Here is a 25,291-nt window from a genome sequence, read left to right as displayed (position 1 = left end):
CATGGGTAACCTGGCGCCATATGTCTCTTAATGGGATGGTCCGGCCGTGCTCCGGCCCTGCCAGCACGAGAAGCTGGCAAGGGGCGCTCAAGACAAGGAGCACGCCATGTCTCAGAAAATCAACGCAGCGATCGCCGTGATCGGCATCGATATTGGCAAAAACTCGCTCCACATCGTGGGTCATGATCACCGCGGTGCCATCGTGCTGCGGCAGAAGTGGTCACGCGGCCAGGTGGAAACGCGGCTCGCCAACCTGCCGCCGTGCTTGATCGGTATGGAGGCCTGCGTAGGCGCCCATCATCTCAGCCGCAAACTCCAGATGCTTGGCCACGACGCCCGCCTGATGCCGGCGAAGTACGTGCGCCCGTATTCGAAGGGACAGAAGAATGACTTCCGAGATGCGGAAGCCATCGCCGAGGCTGTCCAACGCCCGACGATGAAGTTCGTCGCGACCAAGACCGCCGAACAGCTCGACCTTCAGGCACTGCACCGCGTCCGCTATCGATTGGTCGGTCAGCGTACCGGCGTCATCAATCAGATCCGTGCGTTCCTGCTGGAGCGGGGCATCGCCGTGCGGCAAGGCCTGCATTCCCTGCGGTTCGAGTTGCCGGGCATCTTGGCGACACGCGTCGATGTCCTCTCGCCTCGCAATCATCATCGAGGGCCTGGTGGAAGACTGGCGCCGGCTGGATCAGCGTATCGAGAGGCTATCTAGCGAGATCGAAACACTAGCCCATCAAGATGAGGCCTGCCGGCGACTGATGACGGTGCCTGGTATTGGCCCGATCATCTCGAGCGCAATGGTGGCCGCGATCGGCGGAAGGTTCAATACCAAAGCGAACCGTTAGCAGAACTTCTTTGGGCTACATAACTTCTACTCGGACTGCTTCCCGCACGAGAATGGGGCCTGTGGAGAGGGCTGGCATTCGACGAATGCTTGGTCACGATGCTGCGAGACGATCAGCTACAGGGCGGCTTGGTTGGCGGCGACCGCTTCCTCATTCCATTCAAGACCAACGCCAGGCACGTCAGGAATGTGGAGCAATCCGTCGCGAATTTCATAAGGTTTCTGCAGGACAGGATCGGCCCAGTCCTGCCATTCCAACCAATGCGCGGTCTCCGTGACGCGCATCACGTGCGCGGCCACCTCCGGGTAAAGATGTGTCGACATCGGTATGCCCGCCGCTCCCGCTATGGCCGATGCCCTTAGCCAACCGGTCACGCCGCCAATGCGCATAAAATCTGGCATGACAAAGTCGCACGCCTTTCTCTGCAGCGCGATGTGTAGATCGCGGGGCCCATAGAAATTCTCGCCGATCTGGATCGGGGTCTTTAGCTCCGCGGTCAACTGCGCGTAACCGTCGAGATTGTCGTAGACGATTGGCTCCTCGATCCACGCGAGGCCCTGATCATCAATCATGTGACACCGCTGCAGGGCTTCTCCAAGATGTAGGCCCTGGTTGAAATCAGCCATCAGTTCCATGTCATTGCCAACAGCGGCCCTGATGGCATGAATGGCGGCCAGATCGTCGCTTGCGCGATCCCTTCCAAGCCGCAACTTCAGCGCAGTGAAGCCTCCTTCGTCGCGCAACGGGGTCGCGTCCGCTGCCACAACCTCCGGCGCTTGAAGCCACAACCCGTTGCTGTTGTAAGCCTTCACCGGCCCTACCGAACCGCCCAGCAGAACGCAAAGCGGCACACCACTCGCCTTTGCCAGGGCATCCCAGGCCGCCATATCCAATCCGGACACCGCGATCATGGAAAGCCCTTGATAGCCCAGAAAGTGCAGCGACTTTCGTGCGAGATCGTAGAGTTCGACCGGTGCGACGCGCCGCCCCTTGAGCATAGCGCCGAAATCTTGCAGGGCCGGGACCAGATATCTCATCGTCTTGATGGTGTAGGGCTCAAGATAGCTTCGCCCGATGATGCCTTCTTCGGTGATGAGGTCGATCAAGATCAGCGGCCATTCGGTGATGGTGGCTATCCGCGCGACAACCGGACGCTTCAGCTTGAGCACGACCGCTCTCGCCCTAATGGATTTGAATGTGAGCGGAGCAAGCTGCATCGCAAACACCTCCCTATTTGGCTGGCAGATTGAACGGTGGTCACCCTGCTACCGTCGAACCGCAGACGAGATCGCGTGGCACGCATCGGCACGGCGAGTACTGGGGCTCCCTCCCTGCCAATCCGTTAACGAAACGTTAACAGGGGTTTTAGCCCAAAATATATGCGGGGCACACGTCTGCGCGCGCGAAGACGGGGGGCCTGTCCATGCTCCCCGGGGGTAGATTTTTGCGCCTTCGCCTGATGCCCGACTGAGAGCCCTGCCCAACGCGGCTATGGCATGCGGCCGATCGGTCGCTTCAGCCATAACAGCGAGGCGGGCTATGAAACGTGATCTTTACGCTGAGGTATCAGCGCGCATTGTTGCAGAGTTAGAAGCCGGTGCTGCCCCATGGGTTAAGCCATGGTCGGCAACGCCCGGTGCGAACACGCCGTGCAATGCTGTGTCCAATCGTCCCTACTCCGGCTGCAACGTCGTTCTGTTATGGATGGCACAGGCGGCTGGCTATCGCTCGCTACGCTTTCTGACATTCAAGCAGGCCTTGGAATTGGGCGGCAACGTCCGCAAGGGCGAGCACGGCACCAAGGTCTATTTCGTCAAGCAACTGCAGGTCCGCGACCAAGCCGCGGACGAGAGCTTTTCAACGCGCCTGATCCCAATGATGCGCGAATACACGGTTTTCAATGTCGACCAGTGCGAGAACCTTCCCGATAGCGTCGTCAGCGGAAAGCCAATGCGTGTTCGCAACCCCGACACGCGCGATGAGCTTGCCGACGCATTCCTGCATTCAACCGGCGCGGACATCCGCGACGGCCACGGCGAAGCCTGCTACATCCCGAGCCGCGATTTTATCTCGATGCCGGCATTCGCTGGCTTCAAGGGTGCCGATCAGTTCTACAATGTGGCATTCCACGAGTTGACGCATTGGACGGGACACAAGTCGCGGCTCGACCGTGATCTGAAGAACCGGTTCGGCTCCCGCAACTACGCAGCCGAAGAACTTATTGCTGAACTGGGCGCCGCGTTCCTTTGCGCTGAATTTGGCTTTGACGGAGACGTCAGGAACGCGGGCTATATCGCCAACTGGATTGAGCTTTTGAAAGCCGACAAGCGCGCGTTCTTTACGGCCTGCAGCCAAGCATCCAAGGCCGCGGATTATCTGCGCGGCTTGGCACTCGCCGGCCCAGCGGAGAGAGCGGCGTGATGGTACCACTGGCGCCATCCAACCCCAGACAACGCGCAGGCTGTGAGGCGTTCTTCGACATCCATCCGCGGACCGGCGCCAGCATCGAGGTGTTCTATGCTGACCGGGCGCTGGAGACGTTCGGCAGGGGTGGTGCCGGTTGGTTCTGGTGCTATCGCCGCCGTGGATGTTCGCCAGATAGTCAGGCGACCGGTCCCTTTTCTACGAGCTATGCAGCGTATCGGCACGCAATGGGGACCGGCTTGGGGACCGAAGGGACGACGTTAATGCGTTGCTCAGATAAGTCAGCAGGTTAGCCGGGCTGTTTGGCGGAGAGAGTGGGATTCGAACCCACGGTACGGTTTCCCGCACACACGCTTTCCAAGCGTGCGCCTTAAGCCACTCGGCCATCTCTCCGGAGGCCCTCTCTTGAAGGGGCAGCACTGATTTTGCAAGGGACGCCGGGCACGGCCGTCAAAATTTCCCCAATTCATTGAATTTATTTGGTAATTTGGCACGTTCAGCGTCGAATGATCAGTGCTTTCCGGACGCTTAAACCGGAATCCGGCCATGATCGACGACCATGGTGGCAACGCAATCGGTGGAGGACGGCATGATCATCGCGCGGGCGCTTCTGTTCGCCGGCCTGATATCGGCGCTTGCGGGCGCCGCGGCGGGGCCGGCGATGGCGCAGGCCTGCACGCGTCAGGGCGTGGACGTGACCTGCGATGACGGCCGGCGCGGCATCTTCGCGGGCGATTCCATCGTGTGGGCCGACGGCTCGCGATCGAGGCTGGCCTCGCCGCACCCGAGCGTCATCATCGGCAACAAATCGTCCGTCGTCATCGGCCCCGGCGTGTTCGCCGGCTCTGGCAAGGGCGGCGGCATGGTGCCGATGGAAAATCCGAGCGCGCCGAACAAGGCGCGCTGCCCGGTGCTGGATGGTGTGTCGTATTGCTATTAAGTGCGGTCGCTTATTGTTGCCGGGCACCTCGGTCTCAAACCCTCATGGTGAGGAGCGCGGAGCGCGTCTCGAACCATGAGGCCGGCCGGTGGCTTCATCCTTCGAGACACCGCTTACGCGGCTCCTCAGGATGAGGTGGAGGCTGCTGCTCACAGCTCCCAGACTAATGATACCGCGCGTTGTTGCTGCCGGCGGAACGAAGCGGCCATAGCGGGGGCTCCGCCATGACAGGCGCCACCTCGCTGCGGTCGAGCTGGCTTTCGCGCAGCGCGTCAGTGAAGTCGGCGAACCATTGCTGGATGGTATGGCCGCGCAGCTTCGCCATCATTGCCTCCCAGCGCATCCGCCGTTCGGTGAGCGGCATCGACAGCGCGATCGCAATGGTGCGCGCCATGCCGTCAATGTCGTGCGGATTGACCAATAGCGCAGTATCGAGTTCGTTGGCGGCGCCGGCGAATTTCGACAGCACGAGCACGCCGGGGTCAACCGGGTTTTGCGCGGCGACATATTCCTTGGCGACGAGATTCATGCCGTCCTGCAGCGGCGTGACGACGCCGACCTGCGCAGTGCGATAGAGGCCGGCGAGCACCGCCTGGCCGTAGCCCTTGTTGAGATAACGGATCGGCGTCCAGTCGACTTCACCGTGAACGCCGTTGACATCGCTGACCAGCCTTGCGACCTCGCTCTGCAGATTGCCGTAGGCCTCGATCGCGCCGCGCGACGGTGTTGCGATCTGCAGCAACGACACCGTGCGCGCCAGCGACGGGTGCAAGGTCCACATCCGGTCGAACGCCTTGATGCGGTTGATCAGGCCCTTGGAATAATCCAGCCGGTCGACCCCGATCGCGAGTTTCTCGCCATTCAGGCTGCGCCGCAGCCGCGAGACATCCGGATGTGTCGACGCCTTCGTTGCCAACTGCGCGAATTGCTGGGGATCGATGCCGATCGGAAATACCGCAGCGCGCGTTCGGCCGTGACGCGAAATGATGACGCCGTCATGCACGACGAGGCCGAGGTCGGACTGCGCGTAAGCCAGGAAGTTCTCGCAGTCTTCTTCGGTCTGGAAGCCGATCAAATCATAGGCCAGCATCGCCTCGACCAGCTCGCGATGGTGCGGCACGCCGCCGATCACCGAACGGGCCGGCCACGGCGTATGGAGGAAGAAGCCGATCGGCTCGGTGACGCCGAGATCGCGCAGTTCGGCGCCGAGCGCGAGGAAATGGTAGTCCTGAACCCAGAACGCGGAATCCGCCTTTCGGAATCGGAACAGCGCGCGCGCCATGAAGGCGTTCACTTCGCGATAGCTGAGATAGTCCTCCTGCGAGGCGCGGATCAGATCGGCGCGCGAATGCAGCGCCGGCCACAATGCGGAATTCGCAAAACCTTCGTAATAGCCGCCGTAATGCGCGGCCGGCAGGTCCAACATCGCCAGCGCGCCGGCGCCAAGCGCTTCGATCTCGGCAAACGGTTCCTTCTGGTTCCCATCGCGAACCCGGCCGCTAGAACCAACCCAAATAGCGCCCGACTTTTCGACGATCGGCAACAACGCCGCCGCCAGCCCCCCCGTCATGGGTTCGTTGGGTTTTCCGCGCGAAACGCGGTTTGAAACGACGACGAGGTTCAAAGGTCCCCTCCCGTTGGTACGCCCGCATTAACAACCATTCATCAATATGGTTCCTGATCACCCTTTCAACGAATTGAAACCAAATTCGGGCTGTGGCGTGCAGGAACTCACCGGAACTCACGAAAAATAAAATTCGTCGCGAACTTCGGCGTCAAGCGCGAGAATCTATGTTCGAAACTCGACGGGACGAAAAAAATTATGGCAGAGATGCGTCCCTTTCGTCGTCAAGTAGGTGTGCAAGGAATTCCCTGACGTCGCTCGGCGCATCGAAGTGCCCGGCCACGCCCTTTGCGCGGCGGCCGACTGAGAAGGCGAGGCCATCGAGGTCGGGCATGATCGCAAAGACGCTCTCGTCGGTGACGTCGTCGCCGATGAAGAACGGACGGCGCCCCTTGAACGGCTCGCGCGTCATCAATTCGCGCACGCCGCTCGCCTTGGTGAAGCCGGAGTGCTTGATCTCGCAGACGCACTTGCCGGGCAACACTTCGATCGGCGCATTGGGCAGATCGGCCCTGATCAGCGACACCGCGGCATAGATCGCCTTCTCGGCGTGCGGCGCGAGGCGATAGTGCAGCGCCAGCGAATAGCCCTTGTCTTCCAGCAATATTCCCGGGCTCAGCTTTGCGATCGCAGCCAGCCGGCGCTTCAATTCCTTATCCATTGGCGGGGCGTGGGAGGCCACCGCCTCGCTGTCGGTCTCGATACGCATTTCGGCGCCGTGGCCGCCGACGGCTGGGAACAGATCGGGCGCGAAAATCAGGTCGATATCGTTGAGCGAGCGCCCGCTGACGAGCGCCAGCGCGCCGTTGGTCCTGACCAGCAGGCGGTTCAATGTCTTCGCCAGCCCCGGAGGCACCCACACTTCGCGCGGCGTCGGCATCAGATCGAGCAGCGTGCCGTCAATGTCGAGCAGAATGGCTGATTGGCTCAAATGCGGCACCAGTGAGCGTGGTACCGGAACGGTTTCCAGCGCGGCATCGTCTTCGCGGGCGATATCGTCTTCCAATGACATTTCGGCCAGATCCTGATTCATGTCGTCCATTTCATCCTACTCCACACATGCGAGCGGCCGTGCGACAGATTCGAGAGATTTTCGCTCGGCCGCAATGGCATACCGCCACGCGACAGCGGCGGCCACGATCATCAACGCCGACCCGAACAGGTAGCCGGCGAAAACGCTGTTGCGCGATCCGGTATCGACCAGCGCACCGAACAGCGCCGGTCCTGCGACGCCGCCGATGCCCGTTCCGATCGCGTAGAACAGCGCAATCGCGAGCGCGCGCACCTCCAGCGGAAACGTCTCGCTGACAGTCAGATACGCCGCACTCGCCGCCGGCGAGGCAAAGAAGAAGATCACCATCCAGGCGATGGTCTGGGTCTGCGCGCTCAAGGCGCCAATCGAGAACAGGTAGCCCGACAGCGCGAGCAACAGGCCGGAAATGGCATAGGTCGCCGTGATCATCGCGCGGCGGCCGAGCGTATCGAACAGCCGGCCGAGCACCAACGGCCCAAGGAAATTGCCGGCCGCAAACGGCAGGATGTACCAGCCGACGTCGTTTGACGGAATGCCGAAGAAATCGGTCAGCACCAGCGCGAAGGTGAAGAAGATGGCATTGTAGAAAAACGCCTGCGAGGCCATCAGCACCAGTCCAACCATCGAACGCTGCCGATAGGTCGTGAACAGCGTTCGCGCCACCTCACCAAGCGGCGTGTGGCTGCGCATCCTCAGCCTGATCTTCGGGAATATTTCATCGGCCGCATGATCCGGATGTCTCGTCGACGACCGCTCGATGCTATCGACAATCGCGTGCGCCTCCTCGGGACGGCCATGGATCATCAGCCAGCGCGGGCTTTCCGGAATCCACATCCGCATCACGAAAACAATCAGGCCGAGCGCGGCGCCGACGAAATAGGCCAGTCGCCAGCCGTGGTCCGGCGCGAGCACGTTGGGATCGAGCAGCACAATGGCGGCGACCGCGCCGATCGCAGCCCCGATCCAGAAACTGCCGTTGATCACGAGATCGGTCCAGCCGCGGTAGCGCGCCGGCACCAACTCCTGAATCGTCGAGTTGATCGCGGTATATTCGCCGCCGATGCCCGCCCCGGTCAGGAAGCGAAACAGCGCGTAGCTCGCGACGTTCCACGACAGCGCGGTGGCGGCGGTCGCGCTGAGATAGACCGCGAGTGTGATGAAGAAGAGTTTCTTGCGCCCGATCCGGTCCGTCAGCCAACCGAAGCCGAGGGCGCCGAGCACGGCGCCGGCGAGATAGGCACTGTTGGCGAGGCCAACGTCGAAATTGGAAAATTGCAGCGTCGGGCTTTCCTTCAGCGCGCCCGACAGGGCGCCCGCCAGCGTGACTTCCAACCCGTCCAGAATCCAGGTGATGCCTAGTGCGGCCACGACACGGGTATGAAAGCCGCCCCAACGCAGGCAATCAAGCCGCGTGGGTATGCTGGTCTCGATGACACGAGAATCGTCCTGCTGCGGCGACACAATGGGGACGCTTTCAGCCACTGCCGCCCCCCGCCGTACCGCTTTCACATCCATCGGATTTAGCCAATGAAAAAACACCCCGGAACGCCCCAGCCCCAGGGTTTTCACGCTCAATTGCGGCAAACATGATGCCCGCCGTGGAGATAACGCCCTTCAGAGGGTGAGGTTCCGGAGACTTTCGCACGGCGAAATTGCATAGCTGTCGTCGTGCTCTGCGCATGGTGCGGGGCCGATCCGCGTCATTGCGAGCCAACGGTCGCAATGACGCGGTGATAGCAATGCGACACACCACCGTCATCCTCCGCGAAGGCGGGGGATCCAGTACGCTGCGGCTCATCGGTTCAATCACCTGCTGTCTCTGGGAAACTGGATCATCCGGTCAAGCCGGGCGATGACAGTCCCGTAGGATGGGTGGAGCGGAAGCGATACCCATCAATGCCGGTGCACGTGATGATGGGTTTCGCTTTCGCTCCACCCATCCTACGCAGGCACGCCTTCGTGTTCTCGCAACGCATCGCGTCCGAGTTTTCCATCAACTTCCCGCCCACTTCTTCAGGGCGCAGGGAACCTAATAATCGGGCGACCGTTTTCGGCAAAACAGCGAAGGAGTCGAAACATGGCCGAACGCCGGAAAACCACACCACGGAAGACCGCAGCCCGGAAGAGCAGCCGCACTACAACGGCGAAGAAATCATCGCCGAAGCGGTGGTCGCAACGCGTGACACAAGAAAGCGACGCGCTCGATCTGAAGCGCGGCGTCTTCAAGCAGACCAGCGCGAAGAAGATCGCGGCATCGCTGAAGCGCTCCGCCGAGCACAGTACGCGGCGCAAGAGCGGCGCCTATCGCTCGGCGTTGTCGATGCTGACCTTCTACATCAACCGCGCCGGCAAGACCTTGCCGAAAACGCAGCGCACGCGGCTGGAGCGCGCGAAGGTGGAGCTGAAGCATCAGTTCGGAAGGGAATGAGGAGAGCTTCTCGTCACGACATTCCGATCGTCATACCCCGCGAAAGCGGGGTACCCAGTACGCCGCGGCCTCTCGATTGATAATTACCGTCTCTGGAATACTGGATCGCCCAGTCGAGCCGGGCGACGACAGTTGGGTGACGCTTTGCCGACACGATCACCGACTACAGGCACCTCACGCCGCCCGGATATTCGCCATGAAGCGGTCGAGCTCTTCGCGCAGGCGCGTGCTTTCGCTGGATAGCGTGCGCGCCGAATTCAGCACCTCCTCGGAGGCCGAGCCGGTTTCGGTCGCGCCGCGATTGACGTGCATGACGTTGGCGGCGGCCTCCTGGGTTCCTTGCGCGACGTTCTGGACGCTGCGCGCAATTTCCTGCGTTGCCGCGCTCTGCTGCTCGACGGCACTCGCGATCGTTGCGGCGATATCCGAGATCCTGCCGATGGTGCCGCCGATCTCCTTGATCGCGGCGACCGACTCCTGCGTCGCGCCCTGCATGCCCGAGATGTGACTGGAAATCTCGTCGGTCGCCTTCGCAGTCTGGCTGGCGAGCGATTTGACTTCGGATGCAACCACGGCAAAGCCGCGGCCGGCATCGCCCGCGCGGGCGGCCTCGATGGTGGCGTTCAGTGCCAAAAGGTTGGTCTGCTCGGCAATCGCCGTGATCAGCTTGACCACGTCGCCGATCTCCTGCGCGGCACACGACAGCTTGCCGATCCGCCCGTCGGTTTGTTCGGCCTGACGAACGGCGGCCTCTGCAATCTGGCTGGATTCCTTGACGCGCCGCCCGATCTCGTCGACGGATGCCGACAGTTCCTCGGTCGCCGACGCCACCGATTGCATGTTGCTGGAGGCTTCTTCCGAGGCGCCGGCGACCTGGTTCGAGAGGCTCTGGGTGGTCTCCGCCGTCCGCGTCAGCTTGCCGGCGGCGGATTCGAGCTGCACGGCCGAGGAAGACACGTTGGAGACGATGGCGCCGACCGCGGTTTCGAATTCGTCGGCGAAGCGAATAAGTTCGGCGCGGCGCGCGGCACTCGCCGCCTTGTTCTGCGCTTCCTGGGTCGCGGCGTCGCGCTCGGCGCGGGCGATCGCCTGCACCTTGAACTCCTCGACCGCGCTTGCCATTTCGCCCAGTTCGTCCTTCCGGCCGAGGCCGGGCAGCACGATTTCGAAATTGCCGGCGGCGAGTTCGCGCATGGCATTGCACATCGCAGTCATCGGCCGGGAAATACCTTTGCCGAGGAAGAAGGCCCAGACACAGCCGAGCAGAAAGCCACCGGCGGCCAGGATCAGGATCAGCCGTTCGGTCTCGCCGATGGTCGCATCCGATTCAGCCTCTAACCGCTTCTGATCGGCCAAGAGATCCGACTTCATGGCCCCCGAGCCCTTATTAATGGCGGCGGCCGATTCCGTCATTTCCAGCGTCAGCTCGTCGATCTCCTTGGAATTGTCGACCAGCTTGGCGAGCGACTTCTGGTATTCTTCCAGAAGGCTCGAAATCTCCTGGACCCCCCGGCGAATCTTGTCGTTGTTCACGGGGATCGCCTTCAACGAGTTGCCGAGAAATTTCAACCGCGCGAGTGCGCTGGATGCGACCGTTTTGTCCGAGTTGATAACGAACGTGTTGGCTAGCCCCACCACGGCCTGAAACTCATCGGCCACTTTTTTTGCGCTGAAGGTGACCGCCTGAAGCTCGGATTCCTCGGCGTCACTGGGGAGATCGTCGAGTTTGTAATAGAGCGACTGGCCGCTGCGCATCAGTTGGTTCTGCGCGATCCGCGCGCTCTCGTCCTTGACCTTGAGGATATCGGCAAAGATCTTGGTGAAGGCGCGGAATTCCCGTTCCAGTTTTGCGACCTGCTCGAGCCGTGTCGGATTGGTGGTGCTCTTCATCGAGGCGATGATTGCGTCCTTCAGGCCGGCTTCGGCGGCCAGCGCCGCCTTGCCGTCCTCTTCCTTTCCGGTCGCCACGAAATAGCGGGCGAGCGACCGGTAGGAAATCAACTCGCGGTCGATGTCTCGCGACAGGTTTGCCTCCAGCACGCTGCGCCGGTAGGACTCCACGCCGGCAGAGACCCGCTCGAACCCCAGATAGGCGAACCCCATGCTGGCGGCCGAAATCGCCAGCACGACGGCAAAGCCGAGCATGATCTTGGCGCGGAACCGCAGGGTCGGGAGCTTGAAATACGAGCCGCCACGCTTCAAAAATCGCACGTCACACCCCGTTTTCGTTCTGAAAGACAGGCATCGGAGGCCCAGCCCCCGATCCGGTGCGCAAAGTTAAGGCAGAATGGATAAGGGCGGGTAAATCTGGGCAAAACTTGCAAAGGTGCCGGGGTGACCGCCTCTTACCCTCCCCTTGCGGGGGGAGGGTCGGCTCACATGAAGCGCAGCGAAATGTGAGACGGGGGTGGGGTGATCTCTCCACTCGGGCACTGAACGTGAGGTGAGACCGTCACCCCACCCCGCCACGCATCTTACGATGCATGGCGACCCTCCCCCTCCAGGGGAGAGTAGAAAAACTCGCGTCGAGAGTCTTCTTCTGCGCGCGCACGCTACGCGAATGTCATCACAATGACAGGGCCGACCAAAATCCTAGTTGCAAGTTCCTTCGCCGCTGTTTCTAATTGGAATAACTATAAAACATCGGGAGGTACCACGCGTGTCTACAGTCAAGCTGACGGTAAACGGCAAGGCCGTCTCGGCCGAGGTCGAAGACCGGACCCTTCTCGTCCATCTGCTTCGCGACCATTTGAACCTGACCGGCACGCATGTCGGCTGCGACACCAGCCAGTGCGGCGCCTGCGTCGTCCATATCGACGGCCGGGCGGTGAAATCCTGCACGGTGCTGGCCGGCCAGGCCGCCGGCTCCAGCGTCACCACGATCGAGGGCATCGCCAAGGGCGACGAACTTCACCCGATGCAGGCGGCATTCCGCGACAACCACGGCCTGCAGTGCGGATACTGCACCCCGGGCATGATCATGTCGGCGATCGATATTGTGCACCGCCATAGCGGCCAGCTCGATGAGGAAACCGTCCGGCAGGAGCTGGAAGGCAACATCTGCCGCTGCACCGGCTACCACAACATCGTCAAGGCGGTGCTCGATGCAGCCGGACGCATGAAGGTCGCGCAGGCGGCGGAGTAGCGCAGCGGACGGCAAACTCGAATTCAGGACCGCGTTTCGAAAAGAAGCAGCGGAAACAACAATTCCGGTCGGGAGGACACAATGGGCGTTGAAGGCATTGGCGCAAGCGTCGTGCGCAAGGAAGATCGCCGTTTCATCACAGGCAAGGGCCGTTACGTCGACGATATCAAGCTGGCGGGGATGAGCCACGCACACTTCATCCGCAGCCCGCATGCACATGCGAAGATCAAGAGCATCGACACGTCAGAGGCGATGAAGATGCCGGGCGTGGTCGGTGTGCTGACCGGCCAGCAGATCGTCGACGACAAGATCGGCAATCTGATCTGCGGCTGGGCGATTACCTCCAAGGATGGCACCGGCATGAAGATGGGCGCATGGCCGGCGATGGCGCCGGAGACCGTACGCTTCGTCGGCCAGGCGGTCGCGGTGGTGATCGCCGAGACCAAGAACCAGGCCCGCGACGCGGCTGAAGCCGTGATCGTCAACTATGAGGAACTACCCGCCGTTCCGGACATCCGCGCCGCGATCGCGCCGGGTGCGCCGCAACTGCACCCGGAAGCCCCCGGCAACGTGATCTACGACTGGACCATCGGCGATGAAGGCGCGACCGACGCGGCGTTCAAATCAGCAGCCAATGTCGTCTCGCTCGACATCACCAACAACCGCCTGGTGCCGAACGCGATGGAGCCGCGCGCGGCGATCGCGGAATATAACGAGCCCGAGGAGCATTTTACGCTCTACACGACATCGCAGAATCCGCATGTCGCCCGCCTCGTGCTGTCGGCGTTCTACAATATCGCGCAGGAGCACAAGCTGCGGGTGGTGGCCCCCGACGTCGGCGGCGGCTTCGGCTCAAAAATCTTCATTTATCCTGAGGAGATGGTGGCGCTGTGGGCGTCCAAGAAGGTCGGTCGTCCGGTGAAGTGGACCGGCGACCGTACTGAGGCCTTCCTGACCGACGCGCATGGTCGCGATCACCTCACCAAGGCTGAGATGGCGTTCGACAAGGACAACACGGTCATCGGATTGCGCGTCAAGACCTACGCCAATCTCGGCGCCTATATGTCGCTGTTCTCGTCCTCGGTACCGACCTATCTTTATGCGACGCTGCTGTCGGGCCAGTACAACATCCCGAATATCTTCGCCGAAGTGATCAGCGTCTACACCAATACCGTGCCAGTCGACGCCTACCGCGGCGCGGGGCGGCCAGAAGCAAGCTTTGTGGTGGAACGGCTGATGGAGACGGCGGCACGGCAGTTGAACGTTGATCCGACGGAATTGCGTAAGAAGAATTTTATCACGCAATTCCCGCACCAGACTCCTGTCATCATGGCCTATGACATCGGCGACTTCCACGCTTCGCTCGATGCCGCGATGAAGGCGATCGACTACGCCGGCTTCCCTGCCCGCAAGGCGAAAGCGAAGTCCGAGGGCAAGCTGCGCGGCATCGGCGTCTCCTGCTACATCGAGGCCTGCGGCATCGCACCGTCAAAGGCGGTCGGCAGCTTAGGCGCCGGCGTGGGCCTTTGGGAATCGGCGGAAGTGCGCGTCAATCCGGTCGGCACCATCGAGATACTCACGGGATCGCACAGCCACGGCCAGGGTCACGAGACGACGTTCTGCCAACTCATCGCCGAACGCCTCGGCGTTCCCATCAGCCAGGTCTCGATCATCCATGGCGACACTGACAAGGTGCAGTTCGGCATGGGCACCTATGGCTCGCGCTCGGCGGCCGTCGGTCTCACCGCCATTCTAAAGGCGATGGAAAAGGTAGAGGCCAAGGCCAAGAAGATCGCGGCCCATCAGCTCGAGGCATCGGAAAACGACATCGTCATCGAGAACGGCGAGTTCAAGGTCGCCGGCACCGACAAGTCGTTGGCGCTGCCGATGGTCGCGCTCGCCGCCTACACCGCGCACAATTTGCCTGACGGCATGGAGCCGGGCTTGAAGGAAGGCGCGTTCTACGACCCGACCAACTTCACCTTCCCGGCCGGCGCCTATATCTGCGAAATGGAAGTCGATGCCGGCACCGGCAAGACCTCCTTCGTCAACTTCGTGGCGGCCGACGATTTCGGGCGGCTGATCAACCCAATGATCGTCGAAGGCCAGGTCCATGGCGGACTTGCCCAAGGCATCGGCCAAGCGCTGCTGGAAAACGCAGTTTACGACCCCTCAGGCCAGCTCCTGACGGCGTCGTTCATGGACTACGCCATGCCGCGGTCTGACGACCTTCCCTCGTTCAAGCTGTCGCACACGACCACGCTCTGTCCGGGCAATCCGCTCGGCGTCAAGGGCTGCGGCGAGGCCGGTGCGATCGGTGCTTCGGCTGCCGTCATCAACGCCATCACCGACGCGATCGGTAACAACAAACTGGAAATGCCCGCGACGCCCGATCGCGTCTGGCATGCGATCCACGGCTAAAGAGGAGGACACATCATGTATCAGACCACTTATCACCGTCCCTCCTCGGTCGACGAAGCGGCGTCGATGTTCGCCAAGGGCTCGGATTCGAAATATCTCGCGGGCGGCCACACGCTGATTCCGGTCATGAAGCAGCGGCTGGCCGCGCCATCTGATGTGATCGATCTCGGCAAGATCAAGGAGCTGGTCGGCATCGAAGCGTCGGGAGATACGCTGACGATCAAGGCGGCCACGACCTACTTCGACATCATGCAAAGTGCGGATGTGAAAAAGTCGATCCCGGCGATCGCTTATCTCACCTCGGTGCTCGGCGACCCCGCCGTGCGCTATCGCGGCACCATCGGCGGCTCGATCGCCAACAACGACCCGGCGGCGGATTTTCCCGCAGCCCTGGTTTCGCTTGGCGCGACGGTGAAGACCAACAAGCGTTCGATCGTGGCGGACGACTTCTTCAAGGGCCTGTTCACGACGGCGCTCGAGGACGGCGAGATCATCACCGCGGTCTCCTTCCCGATTCCGGCAAAGGCGGGTTATGCCAAGATGCGACATCCGGCCTCGCGTTTTGCCCTCACCGGCGTGTTCGTGACCAAGACCAAGGCGGGTGATGTCCGGGTCGCGGCGACCGGCGCATCGCAAGAAGGCGTGATGCGAGTACCGGCGATCGAAGCGGCCTTGAAGGCGAACTGGTCCGCGGGTGCGCTCGACGGCATCGCGATTTCCGCAGACGGCATGATCAGCGATATCCACGGCACCTCGGACTACCGCGCCAATCTGGTGAAGGTGATGGCGCAGCGCGCGGTGGATGCTGCCGGCTGATAGCGTCCCGACAGAACTTCCATACGAGCGGCGCGCAGCGATGCGCGCCGCTCTGTTTTGACCAGATTTTCGGCAAAAAGAGGCTTGCCACGCCCTCGCTTCGGCGGGACAATTTAGCTAATCGACTAATTAAGACATTCCATTGGGAGAGAAAACAAGTGCTCGACAAACCAGCCACCCAATCCGCCACCCGCACCTCCGGTCCGCTCACAGGCTTCCGCATCGTCGAATTCGCCGGCATCGGCCCGGGCCCGTTCGCCTGCATGATGCTGGCCGACATGGGCGCCGAAGTCGTGACGCTCGATCGCGTCGGCGCGAAGAAGAATTTGAAGTCGGTGGCGGGGCGCGGCCGGAAAGTGGTCGAGCTCGACCTCAAGGACAAGGCCGCGGTCGCGCAGGTGCTCGATCTGCTCGCGAATGCCGACGCGCTGATAGAGGGTTTTCGTCCCGGCGTGATGGAGCGGCTGGGGCTCGGACCTGATGTCGTGATGGCGCGCAATCCGCGCCTGGTGTTCGGCCGCATGACCGGCTGGGGCCAGGAGGGCCCGTTGGCGCACGCTGCCGGCCATGACATCAACTACATCTCGGTCACCGGCGCGCTCGCGGCGATCGGCACCAAGGAAAGGCCGGTGCCGCCGCTCAACCTTGTCGGCGATTTCGGCGGCGGCGCGCTCTATCTAGTGGTCGGGGTGCTGGCGGCGCTTTTGGAAGCGTCGAAGTCCGGCAAGGGCCAGGTGGTCGACGCCGCGATGTGCGACGGCGCGGCCTCGCTGATGTCGATGTTCTTCGACATGACCGCGATCGGCCGCTGGGTCGAAGGCCGCGAGCAGAACTTCCTCGATGGCGGCGCGCATTTCTACGGCGTCTACGAATGCGCCTGCGGCAACTTCATTTCGATCGGCTCGATCGAACCGCAGTTCTATGCGCTGCTGCGCCAGCATGCCGGCCTCACCGAGGCCGATTTCGACGCGCAGATGGACCGCAAAGCCTGGCCGGCGCTGAAGGAAAAGCTGACCAAGGTCTTCAAGAGCAAGACGCGCGAGGATTGGTGCAAAATCATGGAAGGCACCGACATCTGCTTCGCGCCGATCCTGACCATGGCGGAAGCGCCGAAGCATCCGCATATGGCCGCGCGAAAGATTTTCGTCGAGCGCCACGGCGTAACGCAGCCGGCGCCCGCGCCACGCTTCTCGCGGACGCCCTCGGCGATCCGGGATGCGGAGAAGGCGGAGCTCGCTGAATTGGCTGATACGTGGAAGGCGGGTCGATAACCTCGCAGTCTCGTGCCCCGGACGCAGTGCAGCGCAACGCGATGCGCTGCAGAGCCGGGGCCTACGGCGAGATGGGTCCCGGCTCTGCGCAGCAGCGTACCGGACGATGCTTCGCATCGCCGGGAGCGCGCTGCAGCGCGTCCGGGACACGAGGATCAGAAGGCGGTGGGTGGTTGCATCGTCATTGCGAGGAGCGCAGCGACGAAGCAATCCTCCGCTTGCGGCACGATGGATTGCTTCGCTTTGCTCCCAATGACGGGCTACGCCGCGTTGTCCACCTTCAACACACCCCGTCGAATCTGATCCTCCTCGATCGATTCGAACAGCGCCTTGAAGTTGCCCTCACCGAACCCGTCGTCGCCCTTGCGCTGGATGAACTCGAAGAAAATCGGCCCTATCGCGTTTGCGGAAAAGATCTGCAACAGCACCTTGGTGTGGCCACCGTCGACGACGCCCTCGCCGTCAATGAGAATGCCGTCGCGCTGCAGGCGGGCGACGTCCTCGCCGTGCTGCGGCAGGCGCGCGTCGATCTTCTCGAAATAGGTATCAGGCGGCGACGGCATGAACGGCAATCCTGCCTCGCGCAGCGTCTCGACGGTGCGGTAGATATCCCGTGCGCCGCAGGCGATGTGCTGGATGCCCTCGCCGCGATAGATGTTGAGATATTCCTCGATCTGTCCGGAATCACCTGCATCCTCGTTGATCGGGATCCGGATCTTGCCGTCCGGGCTGGTCAGCGCACGCGAGAACAGGCCGGACGCCCGACCCTCGATGTCGAAGAACCGAATCTGGCGGAAGTTGAACAGCTTTGTGTAGAAGCCGGTCCAGACGTCCATGCGGCCGCGTTGGACATTGTGAGTGAGGTGATCGATGTAGTAGAGCCCGGCACCGTCGGGACGCGGATCGCGCGCGCCCAGCCATTCGAACTCCAAATCATAGGCCGAGCCCTTTGCGCCGTAGCGATCGACGAAATAGAGCAGGCTGCCGCCGATGCCCTTGATGGCGGGAACGTCGAGCGTCTTCTGCGCCGAAGATATGTCCGCCGGCTCCGCGCCGAGCGAGAGCGCCCGCTCGTAGGCCCGCTTCGCATCGACCACGCGAAACGCCATCGACGGCGCGCACGGCCCGTGCGCGGCGACGAACCCGTGGCCATGGGTATCAGGCTCCTCGTTGACGAGGTAGTTGATGTCGCCCTGGCGATAGACCGTGATCTTTTTCGTCCTGTGGCGGGCGACCGGCGCGTAGCCCATCAGCTTGAACAGCGCGTGCAGCTCTTCGGGCTTCGGATGGGCGTATTCGACGAACTCAAAACCGTCGGTGCCCATCGGATTGTCGGCGCTGATGGTGGCGGCCGGCGCGTCATGCGGAAACGGACCCATGGCGAATCTCCCGTAAATTGATCTGGATCAATATCGGGCGAAGCGGACGCAAAGTGCATGCAAATGGTCTCGCATTCGGCTATCGTGATGCATGGACTGTGCACAAATCCGGTGATCGGCGCATGATTTCGACAGATGCCTTCGACCTCAAAATACTGGCCGCGCTGCAGGGCGATGGCCGGTTGACCAACCAGCAACTCGCCGACCTCGTTGGCCTGTCCGCCTCGCAATGCTCGCGCCGGCGGATGCGGCTGGAGGAAGAAAAGGTGATCGCCGGCTATCACGCCGACCTCGCCGGCGAGGCGCTCGGCTTCCACCTGATCGCCTTCGTTCAGATTACGCTGGCGACGCATTCGCCCGACAACGCCAAGAAATTCCGGGACCTGGTCAACCGCGTCGACGACATCCAGGAAGCCTATTCGCTCACCGGCGATGCCGACTACGTGCTGAAAGTCGTGCTGCGCGACCTCAAGGACCTCTCCGACCTCGTCAATAACGTGCTGATGCCGCACCAGAGCGTCGCGCATGTGCGCTCGTCGGTCGTGCTGGACCGGCTGAAGGAGAGCGCGAAGCTGCCGTTGCGAGGTTAGCATCCGGGCCACATGGTTCGAGACGCGCGGCTTCGCCACGCTCCTCACCATGAGGGGAGAGTAGGCCTCATCCTGAGGAGCATCGCAAAGCGATGCGTCTCGAAGGATGAAGCCCCATCGTTTTGCTGCATGGCGCAATTCGAGGGAAATTCGTCATTCGCGTTTTCCGGCTGATTTGCGATGATCCCTTGGGAATCACAGCATGAGACGAGCATGGCACTGCAACTCCGGCCGAACTGCGAATATTGCGACAAGGACCTGCCGCCGAATGCGATCGACGCGCGAATCTGCTCGTATGAATGTACGTTCTGCGCGGATTGCGTGGAGACCAAGCTGCACAATGTCTGCCCGAACTGCGGCGGCGGTTTTGAGCGGCGGCCGATCCGGCCTGCGACCGAGCGCCGACCGGGCGTGTGCGTGACGAAGCATCCGCCGTCGGACAAGCGGGTGCATTTGAAGTACCCGCTGGAAGACATCGCGGCGCATTCGGCGAGGCTGAAGGATATCCGGCCTGAGGAGCGCTGAACCATCCGCGTCATTGCGAGCGAAGCGAAGCAATCCATCCCGCCGCAGATGAGGAGAGATGGATTGCTTCGTCGCTTCGCTCCTCGCAATGACGAGGAGAGGACGTCATTCCACAAAGGACGCCTACCCCGCCGCCAAAATCGTTCCCTCGACCTCGCCAAACCCGACGCGATAGCCGTCGCCCTGGCACCAGCCGCGCATCACGAGCGAGTCGCCATCTTCCAGGAACGAGCGCTTCATGCCCTCGGCCAACTCGACCGGCTCGGTGCCGTTCCAGCTTATCTCCAAGAGGCTGCCGCGCTGGTCCTTCTCCGGACCGGAGATGGTGCCGGAGCCTAAGAGATCGCCGACATTCATGGCGCAGCCTGAAGACGCATGGTGCACGAGCTGCTGCACCGACGACCAGTACATGTATTTGAAATTGGTGCGGCTGATATTTTTTGGCGCGTTCATCGGCGCGGCGCGCAAGTCCACCTCCAGCGTCATGTCGTAATTGTTCGGCTGCGTCTGCTGCAAGTACGGCAGCGGCTTCGGCTCCTGCACAGGGCCATGAAGACGGAACGGCTCCAGCGCCTCGCGCGTCACCACCCACGGGCTGATTGATGTCGCAAACACCTTGGCCTGGAACGGCCCCAGCGGCACATATTCCCACTGCTGAATGTCGCGCGCGCTCCAGTCGTTCAGAATGACGAAACCGAAGATCATCTCTTCGGCCTGTTTCTCGGTGAGCATTTCGCCCATGACCGACGGCTGGCCGACCACGACGCCCATCTCGAGCTCGAAATCGAGCCGCTTGCAAGGCCCAAAGCTCGGCACATCAGCGCTCGGCGGCTTCAACTGCCCGCGCGGCCGGCGTACCGGCGTGCCGCTGACGACGACCGTCGAGGCGCGGCCGTTGTAACCGATCGGCATGTGCAGCCAGTTCGGCTGTAGCGCGTTGTCCTTGCCGCGGAACATCACGCCGACATTGGTGGCGTGCTCCTTGGACGAATAAAAATCGGTGTAACCGGAGACCGCGAACGGCATGTGCAACTTCACATCCGCCATCGGCACCAGCGCGCGCTGGCGCAAGGCTTCGTTGTCGCGGAGCTCAGGATGATCAGCCCGCAACAGCTCACTGATCCGCGCCCGCGTGCTCGACCAGACCTTTGGCCCCAGCGCCATGAACGGGTTGAGCTGCGGCGCGGCGAACACCGCCGGCTCGACGACATCGAAGCGGCAGTCCTGCGCGAGTTGCCAGAGATCGAGCACGTACTCGCCAATCGCGACGCCGACACGCGGGGCGAGCCCGTCCTGGGCGGAGAACACGCCGTAGGGGAGATTCTGAATCGGGAAATGCGAATCAGGCGCGACGTCGATGAAGGAGCGGAGCTTGCGGTCGTTGGGATGGGGCATGGTTTTCTCGATGTGGCCTGAATATCGCTGAGGCGGTTTCTTTGACCCTCCCCTGGAGGGGGAGGGTCGGCTCATATTGAGCGCAGCGAAATATGAGACGGGGTGGGGTGATCTCTCAACTCGGGCACTGTTCGAGCGGATGGACCTTCACCCCGCCCCGCCGCGCGTTGCACGCGCGTCGACCCTCCCCCTCCAGGGGAGGGTAGGACTACGGCTTGTTCGGATCGAACCGCTTCTCAAGTCCTTTCCAGCAATCGGCGTAATCGTCCTGCAGCGTCGCCGACGTCGCCGCGTGCTGGGTTACCCGCTGCGGGAAACGCGTCTCGAACATGAAGGCCATGGTGCCGGTCAGCTTAACCGGCTGCAGCTCGCTGTTGCTGGCGTGATCGAAGGCCTCGCGGTCGGGGCCGTGCGGCAGCATCATGTTGTGCAGCGAGATGCCGCCGGGAACGAAGCCCTGTGGCTTGGCGTCATAGATGCCGTAGATCAGGCCCATGAACTCCGACATGATGTTCATGTGATACCAGGGCGGGCGGAAGGTGTTTTCAGCGACCGCCCAGCGCTCCGGGAAAATCACGAAATCGATGTTCGCAGTACCCGCGGTTTCCGACGGCGAGGTCAGCACCGTGAAGATCGAGGGATCGGGATGGTCGAAGCTGATGGCGCCGACCGGCGAGAAGGTGCGCAGATCGTATTTGTAGGGTGCGTAATTGCCGTGCCACGCCACCACGTCGATCGGCGAATGCGGCAGCGTGGTCTTGAACAGCGAGCCGCCCCATTTCACGTAGAGTTCGGTCGGCGTGTCCTTGTCCTCGTACGCCGCCGCCGGCGTCAGGAAGTCGCGCGAGTTGGCGAGGCAGTTGGCGCCGATCGGCCCGCGTTCCGGCAGCGTGAACGCGCCGCCGTAATTCTCGCAGAGATAGCCGCGCGCAGGTCCATTCGGAATCTCCACCCGGAATTTCACGCCGCGTGGAATCACTGCGATCTCGCCCGGCTCGATGTCGATGCGGCCGAACTCGGTGACGAGGCGCAGATTGCCCTGCTGCGCCACGAACATCATCTCGCCGTCGGCATTGTAGAAATGCTGATCGACCATTGACTTCGTGATGAGATAGACGTGCGCGGCCATGCCGGCCTGGGTGTTGGCATCGCCAGCGGTCGTCATGGTCTGCACGCCCTGCAGGAAAGTCTTGTCTTCCTTCGGGATCGGCGCCGGATCCCAGCGCAGTTGTGCGATCGGCAGTTCGTATTCATGGCAGGGCGCGGTGCGCCACAGCCCGGCATCGACCTTTTCGAAGCGACCGGAATGCTTCACCGACGGGCGGATGCGGTAGAGCCAGGAGCGCTCATTGCTGCCGCGCGGCGCGGTGAAGGGCGAGCCAGACAATTGCTCGGCATAGAGCCCATAGGCGCAGCGCTGCGGCGAATTGCGGCCCATCGGCAGCGCGCCGGGCAAGGCCTCGGTCTCAAAACTGTTGCCGAAACCGGACATGTAGCCCGGCGTCAGTTGTGCGCTGCTGCGAACGATCTGATCAGGCGAGGTGTTGATATTCATGGTCATCCTCCTCCTTGCAGGGCGGCCCACATTTCTTGGTCGCGCTTGTCGGTCCAGATCACGGGATCGTCGATCCCGGACGCTTCATCGAATGCGCGCGAGACGTTGAACGGCAGGCAGTGCTCGTAAATCGCAAAACTGGAAAACTTGGGATCCATCACCTCGCGCGTCGCGGCAAAGGTCTCTTTCAGCGTGCGGCCCTTGGCGACCGAGCTTTCCGCCGCGCCGTACAGTGTGGTGACAAAATCGCGCGTCATCGCGATCGCATCGCGTCCGGTCGAAAATCCCTTCAGTGCGTCGCCGCGGCCCGGCGCAATCGCCTTCGGGTTGAAGGCGCGGATTTCATTCAGCGTCATCGGCCATTCGCGCAGATGCGCATCGCCGCAATAGCAGGCCGAGTGATATTCGATGAGATCGCCCGAGAACATCACTTCGGCATCCGGCACCCAGGCCACGATGTCGCCCGACGTATGCCCGGCGCCGAGTTGCATCAGCCGCACCTCGCGCTTGCCGAGATAGATCGACATCTCGCCTTCAAACGTCAGCGTCGGCCAGGTCAGGCCGGGAATGCTCTCCGCATCCTGGAACAGGCGCGGGAAACGGCCATATTCGGAATCCCAATCCTGCTGGCCGCGCTCCTCGATCAGCCGGTAGGTTTCGGCCGAGGCCACGATGCCCTGCGCCTTGTAGGCGGAAGCGCCGAGCACGCGCACCGCGTGATAATGCGACAGCACGACATATTTGATCGGCTTGTCGGTGACGGTGCGAACGCGCTCGATCACTTTATTGGCAATCGCCGGCGTCGCCTGGGCGTCGAACACCAGGCAGCCGTCGTCGCCAACGATGATCGCGGAGTTCGGATCGCCTTCGGCGGTGAACGCGTAAAGATCGGTGCCGATTTCGGAGAAGGTGATCTTCTTCTCCGTGAGATCCGTAGTGGACGCAAAACCTTTAGCCATCACTTCGATTCCTGACTTCGTTTAAGACGCGAATTATTGCTGCTGTTGCTGTTGCTGCTGGCTCGCATCGAGCATGCGCCGGGCGGCGAGCGCAATCGCCTCCTTCAGCACATCGAGGTCGCCGATGTGATTGGCGAGGATGAGAACCAGAGCCGCATCGAGATCGGCGCTTTGCTCGTCGTTAAGCCCACGATGCGCCTCGACGATGGCGCGGAACGCGTCATCAGGCTTGGCAAAGTTCGAACTGGTCGACAGCGGCATGACGAAACCTCAGTTGTGGCCGGCGGCACGCGCGAGCGCGGCGTCGAGTGCCGCCCGGGTCGGATGCCGAAAGCGCGCCGCGACGTAGCCATCGGGACGCAGCAGATAGGCCGTGCCAGGCTCGGCGTCGTAGCGCCTAGCAGCAAGACCTGCAGAATCGGCCAGACCGCCTTTGCCGCCAATCCGGATCGTGGCTATTTCTTCAGGCAACTCCGGCGCGACACCATTGCTAAACTCCAGCAGCGTGAACCCCGTTCCCGCCCCGATGAAAGCAGCGGTGAGATACATCGGTTCGCCGCTCCGGCCTGCAACCGGCGCGTCCGGCATCGAGGCGCCGGGACACGGGCCGCTGCGCCAGGAGTCGCCATCGGCGGTCGAGAGCGGCGTTTCATAGATCGAGGGCGTCGAGAGACGACCCGCATTCACCATGCGCTTGCCGAACTCGGTTTCCCTGGCGAGCGACAGCACCGCCTTGCGCAGCCGCGCCTCCTGATGGGAGTTGGGCGCCATGAAGTCGGTCGAGCGGGTAGATTCGCGGATGTTCTCATCGGCGGCAGCACTGCGCTCGATGTGATAGCTCTCGAGCAGCGCCTCGGGCGAGGTTCCCCGCAGCACGCGGTCGAGTTTCCACGCCAAATTCTCCGCATCTTCGAGCCCGGAATTGGCGCCACGGGCACCGAATGGCGAGACCTGATGCGCGGCATCGCCGGCAAAGATCACCCGGCCATGGATGAACTTGTTCATTCTCCGGCACTGGAATTTGTACAGCGAGATCCATTCGAAATCGAACTTGTCGTGCCCGAGCATGCGCGCAATGCGCGGCCGCACGTTCTCCGGCCGCTTTTCCACGGCCGGATCGGCATCCCGGCTGAGCTGCAGGTCGATCCGCCAGATGTCGTCGGGTTGCTTGTGCAGCAGCGCGGAGCGTCCGGCGTGGAATGGCGGGTCGAACCAGAACCAGCGCTCGGTCGGGAACGCGGCCGTCATCTTGACGTCGGCGATCAGAAACTGATCCTCGAATACCTGGCCCGCAAACTCGGCACCCACCATCTTTCGCAGCGAGGACCGGGCGCCGTCGCAGGCGATGACATATTGCGCGTTCAGCCGATAAGGACCGTCCGGTGTCTCAATCGTCAAAGCCACGTGGTCGTTGTGCGGCTCAAGCCCCGTCACCTTGTTGCACCAGCGCAGGTCGATCTCGGGGAGTTCCTCGACGCGATCGACGAGATAGGCCTCGGCGTAGAATTGCTGCAGGTTGATGAAGGCCGGCCGCTTATGGCCCTCCTCCGGCAGCAGGTTGAACTGGTAAAGCTGGGAATCGCCGTGAAAGATCCTGCCGACGCTCCACACCACGCCCTTGTCGACCATGCGCTGGCCGATGCCGAGCCGGTCCCAGAATTCCAGCGAGCGTTTCGAGAAGCAGATCGCCCGCGAGCCCTCGCCGATCCGGTCGGCATCGTCGAGCAGCACGACCGCTTGCCCCCGCTGTGCCAGATCGATCGCCAGCGATAGCCCGATCGGGCCTGCGCCGACCACGACAACAGCGTGTTCCGTAATGTTCGCGCCCGCCCGATCCTGGTCGGAGTGGCGACGATAGCCGAACTGGGTTTTAGTCAGCGCCATGCGGCCTCAACCCTGTTACTAGCCAAGGGCCTGCGACCCTGCTAAATTAGTCTC

General features: G+C 62.2%; 20 protein-coding genes, 1 tRNA gene and 1 pseudogene. 10 read left to right on the top strand and 12 right to left on the bottom strand.

The window, feature by feature from the left end; genetic code table 11:
• Positions 1–106: 106 nt before the first annotated feature.
• Positions 107–818: pseudogene (locus RX328_RS02620) on the top strand (IS110 family transposase); the annotation flags it as partial.
• A 146-nt stretch (positions 819–964) separates the two neighbouring features.
• Here RX328_RS02620 and RX328_RS02615 read toward each other — a convergent pair.
• The gene (locus RX328_RS02615; protein WP_312018041.1) at positions 965–2,017 is read right to left on the bottom strand and encodes an enolase C-terminal domain-like protein; all 1,053 of its coding nucleotides are present in this window, start codon (positions 2,015–2,017) and stop codon (positions 965–967) included.
• A gap of 322 nt (positions 2,018–2,339) precedes the next feature.
• On the opposite strand from RX328_RS02615, the gene RX328_RS02610 reads away from it, so the two are divergent.
• Positions 2,340–3,269 carry an ArdC family protein gene (locus RX328_RS02610; protein WP_317258613.1) on the top strand — a complete coding sequence of 310 codons (930 nt, stop codon included), beginning with the start codon at positions 2,340–2,342 and terminating at the stop codon, positions 3,267–3,269.
• Positions 3,270–3,575: 306 nt separating this feature from the next.
• Here the strand turns inward: RX328_RS02610 and RX328_RS02605 are convergent.
• Positions 3,576–3,665: transfer RNA gene (locus tag RX328_RS02605), tRNA-Ser, on the bottom strand.
• A 196-nt stretch (positions 3,666–3,861) separates the two neighbouring features.
• On the opposite strand from RX328_RS02605, the gene RX328_RS02600 reads away from it, so the two are divergent.
• Complete coding sequence (locus tag RX328_RS02600; protein WP_213252731.1) at positions 3,862–4,212, top strand: hypothetical protein; 351 nt, start codon at positions 3,862–3,864, stop codon at positions 4,210–4,212.
• A gap of 163 nt (positions 4,213–4,375) precedes the next feature.
• On the opposite strand, the gene RX328_RS02595 is transcribed toward RX328_RS02600, so the two are convergent.
• The 3 genes from RX328_RS02595 to RX328_RS02585 form a co-directional block, all read right to left on the bottom strand.
• Positions 4,376–5,836, bottom strand: a complete 1,461-nt coding sequence (locus RX328_RS02595) for a trehalose-6-phosphate synthase (protein ID WP_213252622.1) — start codon at positions 5,834–5,836, stop codon at positions 4,376–4,378.
• A gap of 196 nt (positions 5,837–6,032) precedes the next feature.
• Positions 6,033–6,869, bottom strand: a complete 837-nt coding sequence (gene otsB / locus RX328_RS02590; protein ID WP_213252732.1) for a trehalose-phosphatase — start codon at positions 6,867–6,869, stop codon at positions 6,033–6,035.
• A 15-nt stretch (positions 6,870–6,884) separates the two neighbouring features.
• On the bottom strand, positions 6,885–8,384 hold the full coding sequence (locus RX328_RS02585) for an MFS transporter (protein ID WP_213252623.1): 1,500 nt from the start codon (positions 8,382–8,384) through the stop codon (positions 6,885–6,887).
• 562 nt (positions 8,385–8,946) lie between these two features.
• Between RX328_RS02585 and RX328_RS02580 the strand changes: the two genes are divergently transcribed.
• Positions 8,947–9,297 carry a DUF3175 domain-containing protein gene (locus RX328_RS02580; protein ID WP_213252625.1) on the top strand — a complete coding sequence of 117 codons (351 nt, stop codon included), beginning with the start codon at positions 8,947–8,949 and terminating at the stop codon, positions 9,295–9,297.
• A gap of 174 nt (positions 9,298–9,471) precedes the next feature.
• Here the strand turns inward: RX328_RS02580 and RX328_RS02575 are convergent, their stop codons facing one another.
• Entirely contained in the window at positions 9,472–11,442 is a 1,971-nt protein-coding gene (locus RX328_RS02575; protein WP_213252733.1) for a methyl-accepting chemotaxis protein, read from the bottom strand.
• Positions 11,443–11,956: 514 nt separating this feature from the next.
• Here RX328_RS02575 and RX328_RS02570 point away from each other — a divergent pair.
• The 4 genes from RX328_RS02570 to RX328_RS02555 all read left to right on the top strand — a co-directional run bounded on the left by RX328_RS02570 (position 11,957) and on the right by RX328_RS02555 (position 16,950).
• A complete protein-coding gene (locus RX328_RS02570) occupies positions 11,957–12,442 on the top strand; it encodes a (2Fe-2S)-binding protein (RefSeq protein WP_161850695.1) in 486 nt (161 codons plus the stop codon).
• Positions 12,443–12,523: 81 nt separating this feature from the next.
• Positions 12,524–14,863, top strand: a complete 2,340-nt coding sequence (locus RX328_RS02565; RefSeq protein WP_213252627.1) for a xanthine dehydrogenase family protein molybdopterin-binding subunit — start codon at positions 12,524–12,526, stop codon at positions 14,861–14,863.
• Between the two features lie 15 nt (positions 14,864–14,878).
• Positions 14,879–15,679: an FAD binding domain-containing protein gene (locus RX328_RS02560; protein WP_213252629.1), complete on the top strand. Its 801-nt coding sequence runs from the start codon at positions 14,879–14,881 to the stop codon at positions 15,677–15,679.
• Positions 15,680–15,837: 158 nt separating this feature from the next.
• Positions 15,838–16,950 (top strand): CaiB/BaiF CoA transferase family protein, encoded by a 1,113-nt coding sequence (locus RX328_RS02555; protein ID WP_213252631.1) that lies wholly within the window; start codon positions 15,838–15,840, stop codon positions 16,948–16,950.
• 260 nt (positions 16,951–17,210) lie between these two features.
• Here RX328_RS02555 and hppD read toward each other — a convergent pair whose 3' ends face one another.
• Positions 17,211–18,329 carry a 4-hydroxyphenylpyruvate dioxygenase gene (hppD, locus tag RX328_RS02550; RefSeq protein ID WP_213252633.1) on the bottom strand — a complete coding sequence of 373 codons (1,119 nt, stop codon included), beginning with the start codon at positions 18,327–18,329 and terminating at the stop codon, positions 17,211–17,213.
• Between the two features lie 122 nt (positions 18,330–18,451).
• On the opposite strand from hppD, the gene RX328_RS02545 reads away from it, so the two are divergent.
• Positions 18,452–18,919: an Lrp/AsnC family transcriptional regulator gene (locus tag RX328_RS02545; RefSeq protein WP_213252634.1), complete on the top strand. Its 468-nt coding sequence runs from the start codon at positions 18,452–18,454 to the stop codon at positions 18,917–18,919.
• 213 nt (positions 18,920–19,132) lie between these two features.
• Positions 19,133–19,444: a DUF1272 domain-containing protein gene (locus RX328_RS02540; RefSeq protein ID WP_213252635.1), complete on the top strand. Its 312-nt coding sequence runs from the start codon at positions 19,133–19,135 to the stop codon at positions 19,442–19,444.
• Positions 19,445–19,567: 123 nt separating this feature from the next.
• Here the strand turns inward: RX328_RS02540 and fahA are convergent, their stop codons facing one another.
• The 5 genes from fahA to RX328_RS02515 form a co-directional block, all read right to left on the bottom strand.
• Entirely contained in the window at positions 19,568–20,839 is a 1,272-nt protein-coding gene (gene fahA / locus RX328_RS02535) for a fumarylacetoacetase (RefSeq protein WP_213252637.1), read from the bottom strand.
• Positions 20,840–21,047: 208 nt separating this feature from the next.
• A complete protein-coding gene (hmgA, locus tag RX328_RS02530) occupies positions 21,048–22,394 on the bottom strand; it encodes a homogentisate 1,2-dioxygenase (RefSeq protein WP_213252638.1) in 1,347 nt (448 codons plus the stop codon).
• A 2-nt stretch (positions 22,395–22,396) separates the two neighbouring features.
• Positions 22,397–23,353: an MBL fold metallo-hydrolase gene (locus tag RX328_RS02525; protein WP_213252640.1), complete on the bottom strand. Its 957-nt coding sequence runs from the start codon at positions 23,351–23,353 to the stop codon at positions 22,397–22,399.
• A 33-nt stretch (positions 23,354–23,386) separates the two neighbouring features.
• Complete coding sequence (locus RX328_RS02520; RefSeq protein WP_213252642.1) at positions 23,387–23,614, bottom strand: DUF2783 domain-containing protein; 228 nt, start codon at positions 23,612–23,614, stop codon at positions 23,387–23,389.
• A gap of 9 nt (positions 23,615–23,623) precedes the next feature.
• A complete protein-coding gene (locus RX328_RS02515; protein WP_213252644.1) occupies positions 23,624–25,237 on the bottom strand; it encodes an FAD-dependent oxidoreductase in 1,614 nt (537 codons plus the stop codon).
• Positions 25,238–25,291: the final 54 nt, after the last annotated feature.

Source organism: Bradyrhizobium sp. sBnM-33 (assembly GCF_032917945.1).
Classification (GTDB): Bacteria; Pseudomonadota; Alphaproteobacteria; order Rhizobiales; family Xanthobacteraceae; genus Bradyrhizobium.
Note: the sequence above shows the minus strand (reverse complement) of the source record. Positions and strands in the feature narration are given on the sequence as shown.